The sequence below is a fragment of the Paraburkholderia fungorum genome, from assembly GCF_046026025.1.
GTDB classification, from domain to species: domain Bacteria; phylum Pseudomonadota; class Gammaproteobacteria; order Burkholderiales; family Burkholderiaceae; genus Paraburkholderia; species Paraburkholderia fungorum_E.
In genome coordinates, this window is sequence record NZ_JAQQFL010000019.1 from 141,594 (window position 1) to 161,331 (window position 19,738).

Consider the following 19,738-nt stretch of genomic DNA (forward strand, 5'->3'; position numbering starts at 1 on the left):
TGCGTAAGATTCACCACTTATACTGCCGCTTGCGGGATTTTCGTTTCGCGGTGGGCTTGCCGCCGCATTACCCAAGACCGAGCATGGCAAGCCTCAACAAAGCATCAATCGCTTCTTCCATGCAGACCGTGCGCAATGTCGCGCAGTCACGCCGCACCCGGCGTGTCATCACGGGTCTGCTGATCTTCCTCGTATTGTTCGGTCTGCTGGGCTTTTTCGCGGCACCGCCGTTGATTCGCCACATTGCCGAGCAGCAACTCAGCAAGCAACTCGACCGGCCCGCCACGATTGGCCGTATCGCGCTCAATCCGTATACGCTCAAACTCGAAGCCGATCGCGTGCATATCGGCGAACGTGGCGGCGCGGGCGACTTCGTCGATATTTCGCGGCTCATCGTGAAGCCGTCGTGGAGTTCGCTGTTTCGCGCAGCGCCGATCATCGACGAAGTGCAACTCGATTCGCCGCGTTTTCATATCGTTCGCTATGATGCGCAGCGCTTCAATTTCACCGACCTGATCGAGAAATTCTCGAAGCAGCCGGCCAAGCCCGATAGCAAGCCGACGCTCTTTTCGGTGTCGAACATTCGCCTCGAAAACGGCCAGATCACCTTCGACGACAAGCTGCTCGGCGTCACGCACGTGATCGATCAGTGGAAGCTCGGCATTCCGTTCATCGCCACGCTGCCTTCGAAAACCGACATCTTTGTCGAGCCGTTACTGCGTGCGCGCATCGACGGCAGTCCGCTCGCTATCGACGGCAAGACCAAGCCGTTTGCTGCGTCGCGCGAATCGGAAGTGTCGCTGCGCTTCGACGGGCTCGACGTGCCGCAGCTCCTGTCCTATGCGCCGACCAAGCTGCCGGTGATTGTGCAGAGCGGCAAGCTGTCCACCGATCTCAAACTTAACTTCGTGATGTCCAACGACGCGCCTTCGTTGCGCGTGGCGGGCACCGTCGATTTGAACGACGTGGACGTGCGCGATCCGAGCAAGGCGCCGTTCTTTGCGGCGCGCACGGTGCATGTGGCTGCCGCGACGCTCGAGCCGCTGAAGAACCTGTATCACTTCGACGATATCCGCATCGACGCGCCCAGCGCCAATCTTGCGCGCGATAAAGACGGTGTGCTGAGTGTCGAGCGGATGTTCGCGCCCGCGCCTGCTGAGGGGGCTTCGGCGTCAGCACCGGCGTCCACGACGGCTAAAAACGCCGCCAGCGCGCCAGTTGCGGCATCCGGCGCAAATGCCACGGAGAAAACCGCCAAGCCTCTGGATCTGTCGATCAAGCAATTTGCGATCAATGACGGCACCGTCAACGTTCACGACGAAGCCGCTTCGCGGCCGGTCGACCTCGGTCTGCAAAAACTGGCCGTCACGCTGACGGATTTCTCGACGCTCGCGACCGCCCCCGCGCATTACACGCTCAATACCGGCTTCAAGGACACCGCCGGCTCGCTCGGCGTGGCTGGCGCGTTCGGCCTTGTGGCCAAGACCGCCAACGCGAAACTCGATCTGAAGTCGCTGTCTTTGCCGCCGCTGCAGCCGTATCTCGACACGGCCACCGCCGCGCAAGTCGTTGACGGCGCGCTGTCCGCCAACGTGAACGTCGATGCCAACTGGTCGAAGTCGCCGGCCGCCGTCATGGTCAGCGATTCGCAACTGGATCTGCAGTCGCTCAAACTCGCGGCGCGCGGCAGCAAGACGCCGGTGGTCTCGCTCGCGCAAGGCCAGGTGACGATCAAACAGGTGGACGTGGCGGGACGCACGGCCGATATCACCGGTGTCGACACGACCGGCCTGGTGGTCAATGCGCAGCGTCTGAAAGACGGCAGCATCGACCTCGCCGCGCTCGCCGGTCCGCATCAAGTCGAACAGCAACGCACCGCGATCCACGCGGCCAAGAAAGCAGAGGCGGAAGGCCCCGCCTGGCACTACAAGATCGGCGAACTCAACCTGAAAGACGCGACCGCGAATTTCACCGACAACACCACGCCGAATCCGGTGAAGCTGAGCGTGACGCCGCTGCAGTTGAAGGTGCAGCAAATCAGCGACGATCTGAGTAAGCCCTTGCCGATCGATCTGCAAGCGACGCTCAACAAGAAAGGCACGCTCGGCGTAAAGGGCGATGTCACGGCCACGCCGCTCAAGGTGGCCGTCAAGGTGAACGCGAACCGCCTGGATGCGGCGGCCTTCGAACCGTACTTCGGCAGCAAGCTGAATGCGCTGATCGCGAGCGCGTTGCTCAACGCGAACGGCGATCTCGCGCTGAGTCAGACGAAGGCGTTAAAAGCGACCTACCGCGGCGATGTGGCGCTCGTCGACGTGCGGATGATCGACAAGGCGACCTCGGACCCGTTCGCAGGATGGAGTTCGCTCGCGCTCAGCAACCTGAAGGCCGACTATGACGAACATGGCACGGTGGTCGACGCAGGCCGTGTCACGTTCACGAAGTTCTATGGGCGTGTGCTGCTCGACGCGCAAGGCAAGCTGAACCTCAAGGACGTGGTCGCGCATGAAAGCGGCGCCGCGCAATCGCTGACGCGTGACAAGAGCGGCGGCCACGAGCCTGTGCCCTTGACGCCGCAAGCGGCATCGGCACCCGAGGTGGCGTCCGCGCCCGTGCCGGCGTCGTCGGCAACCCCGGCCACGGTCACGGCCGCAACGCCGCCGCAAAGCCCCGTCAAACTGCACTTTGGCCAACTGGTGCTGCAACAGGGCCGCGTGACGTACACCGACAACTTCATCAAACCGAACTTCACGGCGAACCTGGTCAGCATTCAAGGCACGATCGGCGCGTTCGGCACCCAATCAACCACCCCCGCACCTGTGGAGATTGCCGCGAAACTGGCGGCCAATGGACCGCTGTCGATTCGTGGCACGGTCAATCCGCTGATCGCGAAGCCGGCGCTCGATCTGACTGCAAGCGCGCACGATATCGAACTCACCAACCTCACGCCGTATTCGGCGAAATACGCCGGGTATCCGATCACCAAGGGCAAGCTGAACGTCGATCTGCACTACAAGCTCGATAACGATCAGTTGAACGCGAACAACCATATTTTCATCGACCAACTCACGTTCGGCGATCACGTCGATAACGATACGGCGACCAAGCTGCCGGTGCGTCTCGCGATCTCGCTGCTGAAGAATTCGCGCGGTGAAATCGATGTGAACCTTCCGGTGTCGGGATCATTGTCGAATCCTGAGTTCAGCATTGGCGGGCTGATCTGGCACGCGGTGCTGAACCTGCTGCAGAAGGCCGTGACCGCACCGTTCTCGCTGATCGCCAATGCCTTCGGCGGCGGTGGTGAGGAGATGGGCTATGTCGAATTCGAGCCTGGATCGGCGAAACTGTCGGACGCTGCAGACAAGAAGCTCGACACCATCGTGAAGGCGCTGGCCGACAAGAGTTCGATTCGTATCGATCTGATTGGCCGCGTCGACCCGGCGGTTGACGAACCTGGCCTGCAGACGCAATACGTCGATCGGGCGGTCAAGCAGCAGAAGATCAAGGACGTGGTGGGCAATGGCGAGAGCGTGGATCTGTCGACCATTAGCGTGGATCCGAAGGAATACGACAAGTACTTGACCAAGGCCTACAAGGCGGCCGACTTCAAGAAGCCGCGCAATTTTGTCGGCCTGACCAAGAGCCTGCCGGACGACGAGATGAAGGCCGCGATGGCCGCCAACGCGCCGATCAACGACGCGAGCTTGCGTGATCTCGCGCAGCAACGGGCGCAAGCCGTGCAGCAGTACTTCGAAGGCAAGATCGACAGCAGTCGCGTGTTTATCGTCGCGCCAAAGCTGAACGCGGACGGCATCAAGGACAAGGGCACGACGACGCGGGTGGACTTCGGCCTGAAGTGACGCGCTGTGTTGCGATCAGGCGGCGCGCGTGCGCTTTTTCTTCAACGCCGTCTGCTCGATCACGCGCGCGAGCGTGTCGAATGCCGGTCCGATCTTCTCGTTCGGCACGCACGCGTATCCCAGCAATAGTCCGCGCCGGGCGGGTGTCTCGCTGCTGTAGTAAGCGGCGAGCGGCCGCACGATCACGCCGGCATCGTAAGCCGCAGCGGTTACCGCGCGGTCGTTCGCGTGATCGGGCAGGCCGAGCACCAGATGCAGACCGGCCTCGTCACCCATCACCGGCAGTTCGTTGCCGAAACGCGCGGTGATCGCGTCGATCAGAATCTGCCTGCGCTCGCCGTAAAGCGCTCGCATACGGCGAACATGCGACGTGAGATGGCCGTCCATGATGAAGTCGGTCATCACCGCCTGCTGCATTAACTGTCCCTCGCGATAGAGCTCGGCGACGCCCGTGCGGAACGTATCCACCAGATGCTCCGGCGCGATCATGTAGCCGATCCGCAAGCCTGGAAACAACATCTTTCCCAGACTGCCGACGTAGATCACCTGACCGGCGTCGTCGAGTCCTTGCAACGACGCTAGCGGACGGCTGCCGTAGCGGAACTCGCTGTCGTAGTCGTCTTCGATGATCCAGACGTTGTGCTGGCGCGCATATTCGAGCAGCGTGCGGCGGCGCGCGAGACTCATCACCATGCCGAGCGGATATTGATGCGATGGTGTGACGAGCGCCAACCGCGGCGGCTGTTGCAGATCCTGCTCACGTGGGTTGAGGCCTTCGGCATCCACCGGCACGGGCACCAGCGTGATCCCCGACGATTGCAGCACGCTGCGCGCCCCCCAATAGCACGGCTCTTCCACCCACGCGCGATCGCCGACGTCGGTCAATAGACGCACGGCCAGATCGATCGACTGATGGATGCCCGTCGTGATGATGATCTGATCAGGCGTGCAATTCACCGAGCGCGCGACGCGCAGGTAATCAGACAACGCGCGCCTTAACGGCCGATAACCGCCGCCCGGCGCATAGGTCAGCAGATCGGGATTGGCTTCCTTCCAGAGCCTGGCCTGCAAACGGCTCCATGTACGCGCCGGAAACTCGGCGACGTCGGGCACGCCGGGCATGAACGCGCCCCACTGTTTGGCGGAGACGCCGGCCTGATCGATGAGCCTGCGTCCGCGTGTGGAGAGGTCGCCCAGATCACGTTCTGGCGGCTTCGCGGCCTCACTGGCCTGATTGGCACTGTCCGCATCGCTGGTCGCCACCGCCGGCTTCTTACGCGTATTCATGGCCGCCGTGTCCGGCCGCGTGTCGGCGACATAGGTGCCGCTGCCGGTGGTCGAGATCACATAACCTTCAGCGGTCAGCTGATCGTAGACATGCAGCACCGTATTGCGCGCGATGCCGAGGTCTTCGGCGAGCGTGCGCGAACTCGGCAGCTTGGTGCCCGGCGGCAACTGGCCGGTCAGGATGGCCTGTTGCATCAGCCGCAGCGTCTGTCTGTAGACCGGTTCGGCGGCAGCGCGGTCGAGCCTCGCGGCAAGCCAATCCGACAAGATCACGGTGTCCAAGTGGTTCTATCCGGAATAATGAAATGGTTCCATATTGTAGAACCGGAAGGGACTATAGTGAGCCACGCAATTAATGCAATCCCGCTGTTTTGCAGGGGGAGCCAGCCGGACCGCAGAGGAGACTGAAGCGATGAAAACCGATGACGTGATCGTCAGCTTTCGAGGTGTGCGCAAGACGTACGACGGCGAAACGCTGGTCGTCAAACAACTCGATCTGGATATCTATCAGGGCGAATTCCTGACACTGCTCGGACCTTCTGGATCAGGGAAAACCACATGTTTGATGATGCTGGCGGGTTTTGAATTTCCCACCGGCGGCGAAATCTGGCTCGACGGCACGCTGCTCAATACCGTGCCGCCGCATAAGCGCAACATCGGCATGGTGTTTCAGAACTACGCGTTGTTTCCGCATCTGACGGTCGAGCAAAACGTTGCGTATCCGCTTACCGTGCGCAAACTGTCGGCTGATGAACGCGCGCATCGCACCCATAACGCGCTGAAGATGGTGCGCATGGAGAGCTTCGCAAAGCGCTATCCGGCGCAGCTTTCCGGCGGCCAGCAGCAACGTATCGCGTTAGCGCGGGCGCTGGTGTTCGAGCCGAAGCTCGTGCTGATGGACGAACCGCTCGGCGCACTCGACAAGCAGTTGCGCGAGCATATGCAGTACGAACTTAAATCATTGCACGAGAAGCTCGGTGTGACGTTCGTGTACGTCACGCACGATCAGGGCGAGGCGCTGACCATGTCCGACCGTGTTGCCGTATTCGACAAAGGCATCGTGCAGCAACTGGATACCGTAGACCGTCTCTACGAATCGCCTTGCAACGAGTTTGTCGCGAACTTCATCGGCGATAGCAACAAGCTGCGCGGCACGATCGCGAACGTCGATGGCGAGTACTGCGAGTTTCATCTGATTGACGGCACGCGGCTCACGGGACGCAATATCGGCGGCGCGCGGGCGGGCACGCCGGCGGTTGCGTGTATCCGGCCCGAGCGCATGAAGCTCGCCAACGGCGTGTCACGGTCCGGCGCCAATGCGCTAAGCGGTGAAGCGCGCGGGCTGATCTATTTCGGCGACCACGTGCGCATGCGCTGTGGCCTGCCGGAACAGGACGAGTGCTTCGTCAAGGTGCCGCTCGGCACCGACGCACTTGAGACCTTCGCACCTGGCGCACCGGTTGCACTGGAGTTTGCGCCCGAGCATCTGCGCGTGTTTGCAGGGGCGTGAGGGCGTTTGGCGCGAAGTGATCGACGCAGTTTGCGTTGATGCAGATCGTTCGGCGCAATTTGGTTCATCACAGTTGGTCAAATTCAGGCAGGTCGAGTCAGCAGCACATAAAACGGGCCGTACCGTAATTCGCTGAAAGTTGAAAGCACACCACCAAAGGAGAGCAACACACCATGAGCAAGATCGGGAAATCGCGCTGCGCCATCGCTGTCGGTGCTGTGGCGCTCGCGCTGGGCGCCGCGCAAGTCAATGCAGCCGAACTGACGGTTGTCAACTTCGGCGGCGCGAATGGCGACGCGCAAAAGGTCGCATTCAACCAGCCGTTCGAAACGCAAACCAGCAACAAGGTGACCGCCGTCGAATACAACGGTGAGCAGGCCAAAATAAAGGCGATGGTCGAAGCGAAGCATGTGAATTGGGACGTGGTGGAAGTCGAATCGGGCGACATTGGCCGCGGCTGTGACGAAGGGCTGTTCGAGAAACTCGACTGGTCGAAAATCGCCAAGAAGTCGGATCTGATTCCGGAAGCGCCGCAAACCTGCGGCGTGGGTTTCTTCGTGTGGTCGACGGCATTGGCCTATAACGCCGACAAGCTCAAAACCGCGCCGACCGGCTGGGCCGATTTCTGGGACGTGAAGAAATTCCCCGGCAAGCGCGCAATGCGCAAGGGCGCGCGTTACAACCTCGAATTCGCGCTGATGGCCGACGGCGTGCCGCCGAAGGACGTCTACAAGGTGCTCGCCACCAAGGAAGGCCAGGACCGCGCATTCAAGAAGCTCGACGAACTGAAGCCGAACATCCAGTGGTGGGAAGCGGGCGCGCAGCCGCCGCAATTCCTCGTCGCGGGTGATGTGGTGATGTCCACTGCGTACAACGGCCGTATCGACGCCGCGCAGAAGGAAGGCAAGAACCTCAAGGTGGTGTGGAACGGCAGCATTTACGACCTCGACTATTGGGCGATTCCGAAGGGCACGCCGAACAAGGCGCTGGCCGAGAAGTACATCGCCTATTCGCTTTCGTCGAAGCCGCAGCAGGACTACGCGCATAACATCGCGTACGGTCCGGTGAACGTGGCGGCCATCAAGGCGCTCGATCCGAAGACGCTTGCGAATCTGCCGAACTCGCCGGCTAATGGCAAGAACGCAGTGCTGCAGAACCTGGCGTTCTGGACCGACCATGGTGATGAGCTGGAGCAACGCTTCTCGTCGTGGGCTTCGAAGTAATTAGTTGGGTGTGAGAAGGCGCGGCTTTTTATGCTGATAAAGCCGCGCCGTATCGATGCAATGAAGCGTAAGCGTAGGTCTTCGTGATGTGCGCGAATGGCCGGATGTGAGGGAGACGGTGTGACTACGATGACGATCGCCACGGATTCGACGCCTGAGTCGAGCGTTCGGCTCAAGCGGGAACTGAAGGCAGCAGAAGCGAAGAAACGCGCAATGGCGTTGTTGCTGATTGCGCCGCTTGCGATTTTCCTGCTGCTGATTTTCGTCGTGCCGATTGGCGCGCTGTTGACGCGTGCCGCTCAAAATCCGGAAGTGGTTAACGCCTTGCCACATACGCTGAATGCGTTGCGCGTTTGGGATCGCAAGACGCCGCCTCCTGATGCCGCGTATGCCGCCTTGGCCGTGGACCTCGCGGCGGTCGCCGATAGCGACGGCATGGGTGCGCTGGCACGTCGCCTGAACGTCGAAATTCCCGGCTACCGCTCGCTGGTGGCGAAATCGGCGCGTGCGATGCCGTTCGTCGACGACAACAGCAAGCCATTAAATCTCACGCCTGCCCAGGTTCACGCGAAGTTCGTCGAACTCGACGAGCGCTGGAACGACATCGCCTACTGGCAGGCGATTGCAAAGAATTCAGGCGCGTATTCGCCGTTCTATCTACTGGCTTCACTGGACCATAAGCAGGACGCGTTCGGCCACATTATTCCGACCGATCCAGACCAACAGATTTATCTTGCCGTGTTTAGCCGTACGTTTGTGATCGGCGCTGCGGTGACATTTTTCGCGCTACTACTCGGCTACCCGCTCGCTTACTGGATCTCGACGCTGTCCGATCGTCGCGCGAATCTGGTGATGATTCTCGTGCTGATTCCGTTCTGGACGTCGATCCTCGTGCGCGTCGCGGCGTGGATTGTGATCCTGCAAAGCGAAGGGTTGGTGAACAAGGCGCTGATTGCAAGTGGCCTGCTCCATGATCCGTTGTCGCTGCTGTTCAATCGCACTGGCGTGTACATCTCGATGACGCACATTCTGCTGCCGTTCATGATCCTGCCGCTGTACAGCGTCATGAAGTCGATCCCACCGACCTATCAACGCGCCGCGATCTCGCTCGGCAGCCATCCGTTTGCCGCCTTCTGGCGCGTGTATGTGCCGCAGACTTATCCGGGGATTGGCGCGGGCGCGCTGCTCGTGTTCATTCTGGCGATCGGCTACTACATCACGCCGGCTTTGCTCGGCGGACCGGGCGATCAGATGGTCAGCTACTACGTCGCGTACTTCACCAACGTGACGATCAACTGGGGCATGGCGTGTGCGCTGGGCGGTTTGCTGCTGGCCGCAACGCTCGTGTTGTATGTCATCTACGGGCGCTTCACGCGTTCCTCACTGAGCCTCGGCTGATCGCCCGAACGGAGCTTACTCGCGATGAAACTTGCCAAGCCCTTGTTTGCGCCACATACGTCTCTGGTTGAACGCGTGTGGTATTTCGCGCTGCGCGCGTTGGCCGTGCTAACTCTGCTGTATTTGATTTTGCCGGTGCTGGCCATCGTGCCGCTGTCGTTTTCGTCGAGCACGTTTCTGGTGTATCCGATTCCAGGATGGTCGCTGCGCTGGTATCAGAACCTGATCGCGTCCGATGAATGGCGTATGGCGGCGAAGAACAGCTTTATCGTGGCGCCGTCGGCCACCGTGGTTGCGACCGTGCTCGGCACCTTGGCCGCCATCGGCCTGACCAAGGCGAACTTCCGCGGCAAGGCGCTGCTGATGGCGATCCTGATTTCGCCGATGATCGTGCCGGTGGTGGTGGTCGGCGTCGGCATGTATCTGTTCTTTGCGCCGCTTGGGCTGGCGAATACGTATATCGGGTTGATTCTCGCGCATGCGTCGCTCGGCGTGCCGTTCGTGGTGACGACGGTGGCCGCGACGTTGCAAGGTTTCAACTACAACCTGGTGCGCGCCAGTTTGTCGCTGGGTGCGAATCCGGTGAAGACGTTTTTCCGCATCACGTTGCCGGTGATCGCACCCGGTGTGATTTCGGGTGCGCTGTTTGCGTTTGCGACTTCGTTCGATGAAGTGGTGGTGACGTTGTTTCTGGCAGGCGCGGATCAGACGACGCTGCCGCGCCAGATGTTCACGGGCATCCGCGAGAACATCAGCCCGACTATCGCGGCGTTGGCGACGATTTTGATCGTGTTTTCTACTTGCCTGTTGCTTGCGCTCGAATGGCTGCGGGGGAGGAATGCCGCCCGGGCGGTACGCAGCTAAATCTGAGCGGTATGACGTCTGTTATGCGGCATGAATCTCGATGCCGCAACTTTCCGAGGACATTCTAGGAATGTTCCCATTCCGCCCCCGTCTGCGTCTCTTCATACTCAGAGCCTTCTCAAAGACGATGCGCTCGACGCAGAAAACCAATGAAACTTCAGCTAACGGTGCTAGCGTTTGCACTGGCCTTGGCAGGCTGCGCGGACCACGCCGCGCGTGAACGGCTCGGCATCGAAGATGCCACCGTGCTGAAAACGGGCGTCGGCGCTTCGCAGGACGACGCCGCTGGCGCGGCCAACCGGCAATGGGTAGACACCTACGCGCCGATCGTCAGCAGCGGCGCCGCACTGGCATCGTTGCAACAGCGGCTTGATAAATTGCCGGGCGACAGGAATAGTTATTTCCACGCGAAGGCACAATGCTGGATCGATGCCGGGCGGCAGGGTAACGATCACTGGGGCTTCGTCGAGGAAGCTATTGGCCAGGCCGCCATGATCACGATTGGTCTCGAAAAAGACACTCCCTTATCCGCGGCCAATCCGGCTTTGCGTACGGTGTCTACCGTTCGCCCTGATTTGTGGAAAATCGTCAATGCAATCAAGGCCGATCCTGCTACCGCGCAATGTCCTGAAGCGCAACAACCTCTCGCATGTGCTGAAGTTGAACTGATGCAAGCAGGGCATGACGCATGGGCGCGCAAGTTCTCTGCTGCGGAAAAGCGCTTGCCGGAGGCTCAGGATAACTTACGGAAATCGGCAGAAACGGCGTTGCAGTGCAAGCAGGCACAACAGACGCCGACACCGGTCCATGTAACGCAGGCGCCGCAGAAGATAACGCTGCGTGCCGACTCCCTATTCCACTTTAACGGCAGCAACGAGGCAGCGATCCTGCCGTCCGGCAAGCAACGTCTCGATGCCGTGGTGATGGGTCTGAAGAAGATTCCCACCATGCGTGAGCTTAAGATAACCGGCTACGCCGACCGCCTCGGCAGCGATACCTACAACCAGAGCCTGTCTTTGCAGCGTGCGCAGACAGTCCGACAGTACCTGAGCAAGCACGGTGTGACATTGCCGATCACCGCGCAGGGCCGCGGTAGTGCGAATCCGGTGGCTAACTGCCAGCAAAAAAAGCGCGACGAACTAGTGCAATGTCTCGCGCCAAATCGACGCGTCGAGATCGAGTTTGTGCTTACTGCGCCCTAGCATACTCATTTGTTAAGAATGACCGTCGGTTTCAATAGATGCCGACGTCGCGCAGCCGGTCGATATTTCGACTAGGCCGCGTTGTATCGCAGGCTCGCTGCGAGCCCCCTAATATTATTCCCCGCAGTCTCCCGCCGCGAGGCGGGGGGTAAATTCGCACGCGCGTTGGCTGGAAATACTAACGGGCGCCCTGTTTCTCAGGCTCGGGATGCGAGCGGTTCCTACCGGACCGATGCGGCCGTCAGGGCTTGCCGATGGCAAGCGTTGGCGTGGCAAGGGAATGTTTTCATGAGCGACAAGACGGTGAGCACGTACAAGAGCCGCATCCAGGAAAAACTTGGACTTTCCTCGTTGGCCGCCCTGATTGAATTTGCTTCATTGCATCGACTGATCGATTGAGTTTTGTCGGCTATGAATGAAATGAATCTGTTCGGCTCTTCAGGGGGCGCGCGTCGCCGTGCACAGCGTTACGCTCACCGTTTTTCGCACAACGCGGGGCTCACTTCGATCCGCTTCGCGACGGTATTGGGCTGTCTCTGTGCATTTGTACTGCTGTGCATGCTGTCGCTACGCGCCAACGCGGCACCGTTAGTCGACGGTACGCCGCGCACACTGCACGTCGACGATTCGCGTCTGGCCGCAGCGCCGGCTGCACGCGACGTAGTGGGGCAAGCCGGGCATCCAGCCCGCGACGGTCATTCGAGCGACGAAGCTGTTGCCAGTGCCCGTTTTGTGCTTCCCCCAGCTGATAGCCGCCACTTTGTGGGTCAACCGAAGGCGGGTGAGCATGAGGCCGCGATCGAGCGGCAAACGTGGCTGTTGGCGCTGGCGGCTCCCGCAGTCGTTGCGCTCGCTGGCGCATGCCTGTCCCGTGCTGCGTTGAAGCGTGCCGCCGAGAAGCAACACTACGCGGAGGGCGAATGGAAACGACGTTGCGATGCGGCCGACGCGCGCGAGCAAGTCGCGCGCGTCGCGGCCTCAGCAGAGGCGAGTGCCGCCGCGAAACAGGATCGGCTCTGGCTGCTTGGCACGATGCGGCTGTATGCAGAGGCTCCGTTGATCGCCGTATCGAGTCTACTTGAATCGCTCGAAACGGCACTCACGCCGTCCGCCCGACGCGCGCAGATGCCGGTGATCCGGTTCGCAGTGCGCACGTGGTCCCAAACGCTCCACGACCTACTGGATATTTCGCCGCTGGAATCACGCGCGGTTGTTCTCGACGAAAGCGTCACTAATTTGCGCGAGCTTGTCGACGGCGTCATTGTGCTGTTGTCTCCGTCTGCCGCTCAGCGAGGCTTGCGCTTGAGCGCCGGCATTGACCAGGCGGTCGCGGAACGGATTCTCGTCGATAGCGCCCGGCTGGGTCAAATCTTCTTCCACCTGCTAAGCCGCACGGTCCAACTCAGCACGCGTGGAGAGATTGCGCTCGTCGTGTCGGCGGAGCCATTGAATTCCGGCTCGCAGCGAATTTTGATCAATGTGACAGATGTCGGTGCAGAAGCCGCGCCCGCCACTCAACTACAACTTTTCGCGCCGGACGCTGATCAACCGCTTGCGGATGGGTGGTTTGGCGACACCGATGCCTGCTTGCCGCTCTGCCAGATACTCGCGCAACGTATGCAAGGCGAGCTCTCGGTCGCAAGCGGCTCGGGTCCCGGCACCCGTGCGAGCTTCAGTGCGCCGTTCACCGTCGAACAATGGCGACCGGCCGCAGAACCGGCTAGTAATGTTCAGGCGCCTGTGTTCGCCAATGCTGCACAGTCGGAATCTATCGCGAGCGCCCTATCTGAACCCTTTGAACGCCGCTATCTCGACGCACTGTCCGAAGAGGGTATCGATATCCCCATGTTTCTGGGCGGCTGGCGCCATTCAATGGACGACGACCTGAAGCGCCTGAGCGAAGTGAGTCACGACGGTGACTATGACGGGCAGAGCGCCCTGCTGCACAGACTGAGCGGAGCCGTGGGTCTCGTCGGCGCCCACAGTCTGATGGAGGCGTTGCAGTTCGCGAGCGGCACGTCGCAGGAACGCGAAGCCGGTGCAATCGACACGCTCGCGGAGCGCGCCCGGACCTTAATGGCGCAGCTAGACACAGAGATCGCCACATACCGGAGCACCACAAGATGACCCAACCGCTGGCTCTAATCGAAGGTGATCTGGCGTTCCCGAAACCGCGACCATTCGATGGCTTGCCGCCGCCTTTCGGCTCGCGCCGACGTGCGGCGCGGGTCGGCGAGCAACACGAACCGCCGCTCGGCGCACGAACTGCAGCGCAACAGGCGATTCAGGACGCAGCACAACGCAAGCCCCAACCAGCGCGGACTGGTCCGCTTCCGCCGGGCGTGAAGCACATCCTGCTCTGGAAGGCATCGCCGCAACGCTCAAATCCCCATCGCTTCGATGAGGCGTTGGCCGAAGCGAAACGCTACCTCGAGATGGGCAACGGTCGGCCGCGTTCGTCGCGCTCGGATCATGTGCTCGCCGCGTCGATTTTCGCCGGCTGCACCATCGCGCTCACGTGGTTGCTGGTCACATGCTCGATGAAGGACGCGGAGAAGGTGAAAGCGCTATCCGTGGTGTCGACGGTTCTGTCGGCGGAGAGTCCGCGCGGCGATCATCCAAAACCGGTCGCAACAACGGCGGTTGCGGATACGCAGACAGCGGCCACGGCCGAGAACGGGCCGCAGCAGTCCGTTGCCGCGGCCTCGGCAGCCGCACCTAGGCACATCACCCAAGTCTTGCCGAGGCAGGCTGTGCAAGTGGCTTCCCATGCCGACGATATGGTCACGCCGTCCGCAAAGACCGTGAAACGAGTCAAGGTGGCGCGCTTGACCGAGGCGCACCACGAACGCCTCGCCTTAACCCGAACCCTTCGCCCGGCCACGCAGCCATCCGTGTCGAAGCAACCCGAATGGACCGCACGTTCATCGGCCCAAGGCGACACCTTCGACAAGGCCGCGTTGCTCGACTGGGCCACCCAACAGCGCGCCCACGTCACCACACGCGCCACCGTCCCGGTCCCTGGCGACGCCGACTGGAACGCCCGCATGACCCAGCGCCGGGTCACCGACAACCCGGACGCTTTCCAAACCGGCCGTGTTCAAAAGTAAAACGCCATAAAAAAAGCCCGACCAACGGTCGGGCTTCTAAAGTCGGCTGCGTCCTCCACAGGACGCAGCCCCTGCAAAACAGCTCGCAGTAACTACAAGCGCAATCGCTACGCTTACGCAGCCAGCAGCGAACGCAGCACGAACGGCAGAATCCCGCCGTGCTTGTAGTAATCCACTTCGATCGGCGTATCGATACGCAGCAGAACCTGCACGCGCTTCTCCTTGCCGTCCTTACCGCGAATCACCAGCGTCACTTCCTGTTGCGGCTTGAAGTCATTACCCAGGCCTTCGACGTCGAACGTTTCTTCGCCGGTAATACCGAGCGATTGCACGCTATCCGAGCCCTTGAACTGCAGCGGCAGAACGCCCATGCCGACCAGGTTCGAACGGTGAATCCGCTCGAAGCTGCGTGCGACCACAGCCTTCACGCCCAGCAATTGCGTACCCTTCGCAGCCCAGTCACGCGACGAGCCCGTACCGTACTCTTCACCGGCAAACACAACAGTCGGCGTACCTGCGTCGATGTACTTCATCGCTGCGTCGTAGATCGACTCTTGTTCGCCGCTCGGCTGATGAATCGTCAGGCCGCCTTCCACACGCGTGCCGTCTGCCTTCGCCGGGATCATCAGGTTCTTGATCCGGACGTTCGCGAACGTGCCGCGCATCATCACGTCGTGGTTACCGCGGCGCGAGCCGTAGCTGTTGAAGTCGGCCTTCTGCACGCCGTTTGCCTTCAGCCACTTGCCTGCCGGCGAGTCTTCCTTGATCGAGCCTGCCGGGCTGATGTGGTCGGTCGTGACCGAGTCACCGAAAATGCCCAGCGCGCGCGCGTTCTTGACAGCAGGGATGCTGTCAGCCGGCGTCATCGAGAAGTCGTTGCCGAAGAACGGCGGCTCTGCGATGTAGGTCGACTTCGGCCAGTCGTAGACTTGACCTTCTTCGCCTTCGATCTTGCTCCACAGGTCACCCTTCTTGGTGAGCTGCGAGTAGTTCTTGCGGAACGCGTCTGCGTCCAGCGCGAACTTGAGCAGCGCGTCGACTTCTTCGCTGGTCGGCCAAATGTCGCCCAGGTAGATGTCCTTGCCGCCCTTGCCCTTGCCGACCGGTTCGGTCATCAGGTCGCGCGTGATGTTGCCGGCGATCGCGTAAGCCACAACCAGCGGCGGCGAAGCCAGGAAGTTGGCGCGGATGTTCGGGTGAATACGCGCTTCGAAGTTACGGTTGCCCGACAGAACCGCTGCCGCGACGATATCGTTCTTCGTGATCGCTTCGTTCAGTTCCGGCGTCAGGTCGCCCGCGTTACCGATACAGGTCGTGCAACCGTATGCAGCCAGCGTGAAGCCGAGCTTGTCGAGATACTTCAGCAGATCGGTCTTCGTCAGGTATTCCGTGACGATGCGCGATCCCGGGGCCAGCGACGTCTTGATGTGCGGAGCGACCGTCAGGCCGGCTTCCACAGCCTTCTTCGCCAGCAAGCCAGCTGCCAGCAGCACGCTCGGGTTCGACGTGTTCGTGCACGACGTGATGGCGGCGATCAGGATGTCGCCGTTCTTCACGTCCACGCCGTTGCTCGTCGTGTATTGCGCGTCGAGATCTTCCGACTTCTTGGCAAAGCCGTTTTCTGCCACCGGCTTCGAGAACAGGTCGCTGAAGGTCGACTTCACGTGACCGATTTCGATACGGTCTTGCGGGCGCTTCGGACCTGCCAGCGACGGCGTCACCGTGCCGAGATCCAGCGTGACGACCTTGGTGTAGTCGATCTGGCCAGCCTTCGGAATACCGAACAGACCTTGCGCCTTGAAGTAGTTCTCGAAGGCGGAGATTTCTGCGTCGGTGCGGCCCGTGCCCTTGAAGTAGTCGATGGTTTTTTCGTCGACCGGGAAGAAGCCCATGGTTGCGCCGTATTCCGGCGCCATGTTGCCGATCGTCGCGCGATCCGGCAGCGACAGCGACTTCGTGCCTTCGCCGAAGAACTCGACGAACTTGCCGACAACCTTTTCCTTACGCAGCAGTTCGGTGACGGTCAGGACCAGGTCGGTCGCCGTCAGGCCTTCGCGCAGCTTGCCCTTCAGTTCGACGCCCACCACGTCCGGCGTCAGGAAGTACACCGGCTGGCCGAGCATGCCTGCTTCAGCTTCGATACCACCCACGCCCCAGCCCACCACGCCGATACCGTTGATCATCGTGGTGTGGCTGTCGGTGCCGACCAGCGAATCCGGGTAGTACACCGTGTCCGCGCCTTCGGCCTTCTTGTGCACGCCGCGTGCGAGGTATTCCAGGTTCACCTGGTGAACGATACCGACGCCCGGCGGCACGACCTTGAACGTGTCGAATGCCTGCATGCCCCACTTCATGAACTGGTAGCGCTCGTTGTTGCGCTGGAATTCCAGTTTCATGTTCAGGTCGAGCGCGTTCTTTTCGCGGAAGTGATCGATCTGCACCGAGTGATCGACGACCAGATCGACCGGGACCAGCGGTTCGATCGACTTCGGATCCTTGCCCATATGTTTCGCAACACCGCGCATCGCAGCGATGTCGGCGAGCAGCGGCACGCCGGTAAAGTCTTGCAGCACGACGCGCGACACCACGAACGGGATTTCGTCGACGCGCGCTGCGGTCGGCTTCCAGTTCGCGAGTTGCGTGATGTGTTCTTCGGCGATTTTCTTGCCGTCGTAGTTACGCAGCACCGATTCCAGCACGATTCGGATCGAAACCGGCAGGCGGTCGATCTTGATGTTCAGTGCCTTGCCGAGTTGCGGCAGGGAGTAGAACTTGCCTTTGCCGGAACCGCTGTCGAATTCCTTGAGCGTTTTGTGGAGGTTGTGGGCCATGGTGTTTTCCTTGGTTTGATCGCGGAACTACAGTACTTAACTTAACTAGATGACGTACAGATCGACGTATTCATTGACCGGCATGGCTTCGAGCCTTGCCTGATCCAGCGACACGTCGAGAATCGCCAGTTGTTGCCTGACCGGGAAGCGGCGCGCGAGGTTGGTCTTGAACTTCTCGACCAGCAACGGAATTCCGTCTTCGCGACGACGCTTGTGACCGATCGGGTATTCGACTACAACTTCGTCGAACGTCGACCCGTCGTTGAATTCGATCGTCAGTGCATTGGCGATCGAACGCTTCTCCGGATCGTGGTAATTCTTCGTGAACTGCGCGTCTTCGACACATTCCATCTTCGCGCGCAGCACATCGAGTCGCGCGTCCTGCGCGATCGAATCTTCATAGTCCGCGGCCGTCAGGCGGCCGTGGATCAACGGCACGGCGATCATGTACTGAATGCAGTGATCGCGGTCGGCCGGATTGTTCAGGGGGCCTTTCTTGTCGATGATGCGGATCGCGGCTTCGTGGGTGCGGATTGTGATCTTCCTGATGTCTTCCACGCGCCTGCCTGCTGCGTTGAGTTGCGCGTGCAGCGTCATCGCCGCCTCCACCGCCGTCTGCGCGTGGAATTCAGCCGGGAACGAGATCTTGAACAGCACGTTTTCCATCACATACGAACCGTAGGGGCGCTGGAACTTGAACGCATTGCCCTTGAACAGGACATCGTAAAAGCCCCACGTCTTCGCCGTCAGCACCGACGGATAGCCCATCTCGCCGGTCTTCGCGATCAGCGCGAGACGCACTGCGCGCGACGTCGCGTCGCCCGCGGCCCACGACTTGCGCGAGCCGGTATTCGGTACATGGCGGTAGGTGCGCAGCGCATGCCCGTCGACAAACGCTTGCGAAACCGCGTTGATCAACTCGTCGCGCGTCAAGCCGATCATCTGGCCGACTACCGCGGTCGAAGCCAGTTTCACCAGCAATACATGATCGAGCCCGACCTTGTTGAACGAGTTCTCGAGCGCGATGCAGCCTTGAATTTCGTGCGCCTTGATCATGCCGATCAACACGTCTTTCATCGTCAGCGGTTTTTTGCCTGCTGCGATGGCACTGCGCGAGAGCCAGTCGGCTGTCGCCAGAATTCCGCCGAGGTTATCCGACGGGTGGCCCCATTCAGCAGCCAGCCAGGTGTCGTTGAAGTCCAGCCAGCGGATCATCGCGCCGATGTTGAAAGCGGCCTGAACCGGGTCCAGCTGGAACGACGTGCCCGGCACCTTGGCGCCGTTGGGGACGATCGTGCCGGGCACGATCGGTCCCATCAGCTTGGTGCAGGCCGGGTAGGTGAGCGCCTCAAGTCCGCAGCCGAGCGTATCGATCAGGCAGTTACGCGCGGTATCCAGCGCGAGCGTGCTGTTGATCGGGAAATCCAGTACGTAATCGACGATATCGACCAGGACGGAGTCCGGGGCGGGTCGCACGTTGGAAATCGGAGCGGACATCGGGGAGCTTTCCTGATGTAACGGATCAGTTGGTCTTGTTGATCGCGTTCGATTGCGTCGGAGCCGGTGCGCCCTGGATCATGGCTGCCGTCTTGCATTCGTCGGCCAGACGCGAGCTGTCCTTATCCGAGAACAACATCGCCTTCGTCGGGATCACGACCAGATCCATACCCGATGCGGCGTCGTGGAAACGGTCTGCGCCCGTGGTGGTCGCTTCGCGCGGCAGATTGTAGTTCTTGTTCGCCCAGTGAACCGTGACGATCTGGTCACGCTTCATGTCGCCCTTCAGGTCGAATGCCAGACCTTCGTTGCACGACCACTTTTCGGAGCCGTCCGGAACCGGATCGACCTTCGCTTCCTTGGCCGGGTTGGCCTTGCGCTTGATCAGGCGTTTCGGTTGCGGGCGCTTCGCCACAGCCTTGGCAGCCGGTTTCGTGGCGGTGGTCGCCGTTTGTGCGGCGGCGTCAGTCGCGACGGTCAGCATCGTCGTGGACAGGGCGCCAATCACGGCGGCGATCATCAGCTTTTTCATGGAGAAAACCTTTCTATCTAGTTTCAGTTAAACAGTGCGCGGTTGGCCATCTGGAGAACCGCGAGGTTGAACTGCACGCGCCTCGAAAGCGCACAGCGACCGCTATTTTCTCCTATTTAGCGGCAGGTACTTCAAATTCTCGGGACCGGTGTAATTCGCGCTCGGCCGGATGATCTTGTTGTCGATCCGTTGCTCGATGATGTGCGCGCTCCAGCCTGCGGTGCGGGCGATCACGAACAGCGGCGTGAACATCGCCGTCGGCACGCCCATCATGTGATACGACACCGCGCTGAACCAGTCGAGATTCGGGAACATCTTCTTCGCATCCGCCATCACGGTTTCAAGCCGCTCGGCGATGCTGAACAGCTTCAGGTTGCCCGCTTCCTTCGAGAGCTGCTTTGCGACTTCCTTGATGACCTTGTTA

The 19,738-nt window shown here is 60.8% G+C and carries 14 protein-coding genes; 9 read left to right on the forward strand and 5 right to left on the reverse strand.

Going from position 1 to position 19,738, the window contains the following annotated elements:
• The first annotated feature begins 83 nt into the window (after window positions 1–83).
• Window positions 84–3,860 carry a DUF748 domain-containing protein gene (locus PQR67_RS21440; RefSeq protein ID WP_408463611.1) on the forward strand — a complete coding sequence of 1,259 codons (3,777 nt, stop codon included), beginning with the start codon at window positions 84–86 and terminating at the stop codon, window positions 3,858–3,860.
• 15 nt (window positions 3,861–3,875) lie between these two features.
• Here PQR67_RS21440 and pdxR read toward each other — a convergent pair whose 3' ends face one another.
• Window positions 3,876–5,429, reverse strand: a complete 1,554-nt coding sequence (gene pdxR / locus PQR67_RS21445; protein WP_408463614.1) for a MocR-like pyridoxine biosynthesis transcription factor PdxR — start codon at window positions 5,427–5,429, stop codon at window positions 3,876–3,878.
• Between the two features lie 130 nt (window positions 5,430–5,559).
• Between pdxR and PQR67_RS21450 the strand changes: the two genes are divergently transcribed.
• The 8 genes from PQR67_RS21450 (at window position 5,560) to PQR67_RS21485 (ending at window position 14,454) form a co-directional block, all read left to right on the forward strand.
• Complete coding sequence (locus PQR67_RS21450; RefSeq protein WP_408463617.1) at window positions 5,560–6,657, forward strand: ABC transporter ATP-binding protein; 1,098 nt, start codon at window positions 5,560–5,562, stop codon at window positions 6,655–6,657.
• A gap of 173 nt (window positions 6,658–6,830) precedes the next feature.
• On the forward strand, window positions 6,831–7,880 hold the full coding sequence (locus PQR67_RS21455; protein ID WP_408463620.1) for an ABC transporter substrate-binding protein: 1,050 nt from the start codon (window positions 6,831–6,833) through the stop codon (window positions 7,878–7,880).
• A gap of 120 nt (window positions 7,881–8,000) precedes the next feature.
• The gene (locus PQR67_RS21460) at window positions 8,001–9,278 is read left to right on the forward strand and encodes an ABC transporter permease (RefSeq protein ID WP_408463623.1); all 1,278 of its coding nucleotides are present in this window, start codon (window positions 8,001–8,003) and stop codon (window positions 9,276–9,278) included.
• Window positions 9,279–9,302: 24 nt separating this feature from the next.
• Window positions 9,303–10,142, forward strand: coding sequence for an ABC transporter permease (locus PQR67_RS21465; RefSeq protein WP_408463626.1), 840 nt, complete (start codon window positions 9,303–9,305; stop codon window positions 10,140–10,142).
• A gap of 149 nt (window positions 10,143–10,291) precedes the next feature.
• Complete coding sequence (locus PQR67_RS21470) at window positions 10,292–11,344, forward strand: OmpA family protein (RefSeq protein WP_408463629.1); 1,053 nt, start codon at window positions 10,292–10,294, stop codon at window positions 11,342–11,344.
• A gap of 288 nt (window positions 11,345–11,632) precedes the next feature.
• Window positions 11,633–11,743, forward strand: coding sequence for a LuxR C-terminal-related transcriptional regulator (locus tag PQR67_RS21475; protein WP_459251984.1), 111 nt, complete (start codon window positions 11,633–11,635; stop codon window positions 11,741–11,743).
• Between the two features lie 12 nt (window positions 11,744–11,755).
• Entirely contained in the window at window positions 11,756–13,471 is a 1,716-nt protein-coding gene (locus PQR67_RS21480; RefSeq protein ID WP_408463632.1) for a sensor histidine kinase, read from the forward strand.
• Window positions 13,468–14,454: a hypothetical protein gene (locus PQR67_RS21485; protein ID WP_408463635.1), complete on the forward strand. Its 987-nt coding sequence runs from the start codon at window positions 13,468–13,470 to the stop codon at window positions 14,452–14,454. Before PQR67_RS21480 ends, PQR67_RS21485 begins: the two co-directional genes overlap by 4 nt.
• 113 nt (window positions 14,455–14,567) lie before the next feature.
• On the opposite strand, the gene acnA is transcribed toward PQR67_RS21485, so the two are convergent.
• From acnA to PQR67_RS21505, 4 genes are all read right to left on the reverse strand, one after another.
• Entirely contained in the window at window positions 14,568–17,285 is a 2,718-nt protein-coding gene (gene acnA, locus PQR67_RS21490; protein WP_408463638.1) for an aconitate hydratase AcnA, read from the reverse strand.
• A 45-nt stretch (window positions 17,286–17,330) separates the two neighbouring features.
• Complete coding sequence (locus PQR67_RS21495; RefSeq protein ID WP_408463641.1) at window positions 17,331–18,782, reverse strand: bifunctional 2-methylcitrate dehydratase/aconitate hydratase; 1,452 nt, start codon at window positions 18,780–18,782, stop codon at window positions 17,331–17,333.
• Window positions 18,783–18,807: 25 nt separating this feature from the next.
• A complete protein-coding gene (locus PQR67_RS21500; RefSeq protein ID WP_408463644.1) occupies window positions 18,808–19,314 on the reverse strand; it encodes a hypothetical protein in 507 nt (168 codons plus the stop codon).
• Window positions 19,315–19,416: 102 nt separating this feature from the next.
• Window positions 19,417–19,738: citrate/2-methylcitrate synthase (locus PQR67_RS21505; protein ID WP_408463647.1), on the reverse strand; the 322-nt coding region annotated here is incomplete at its 5' end.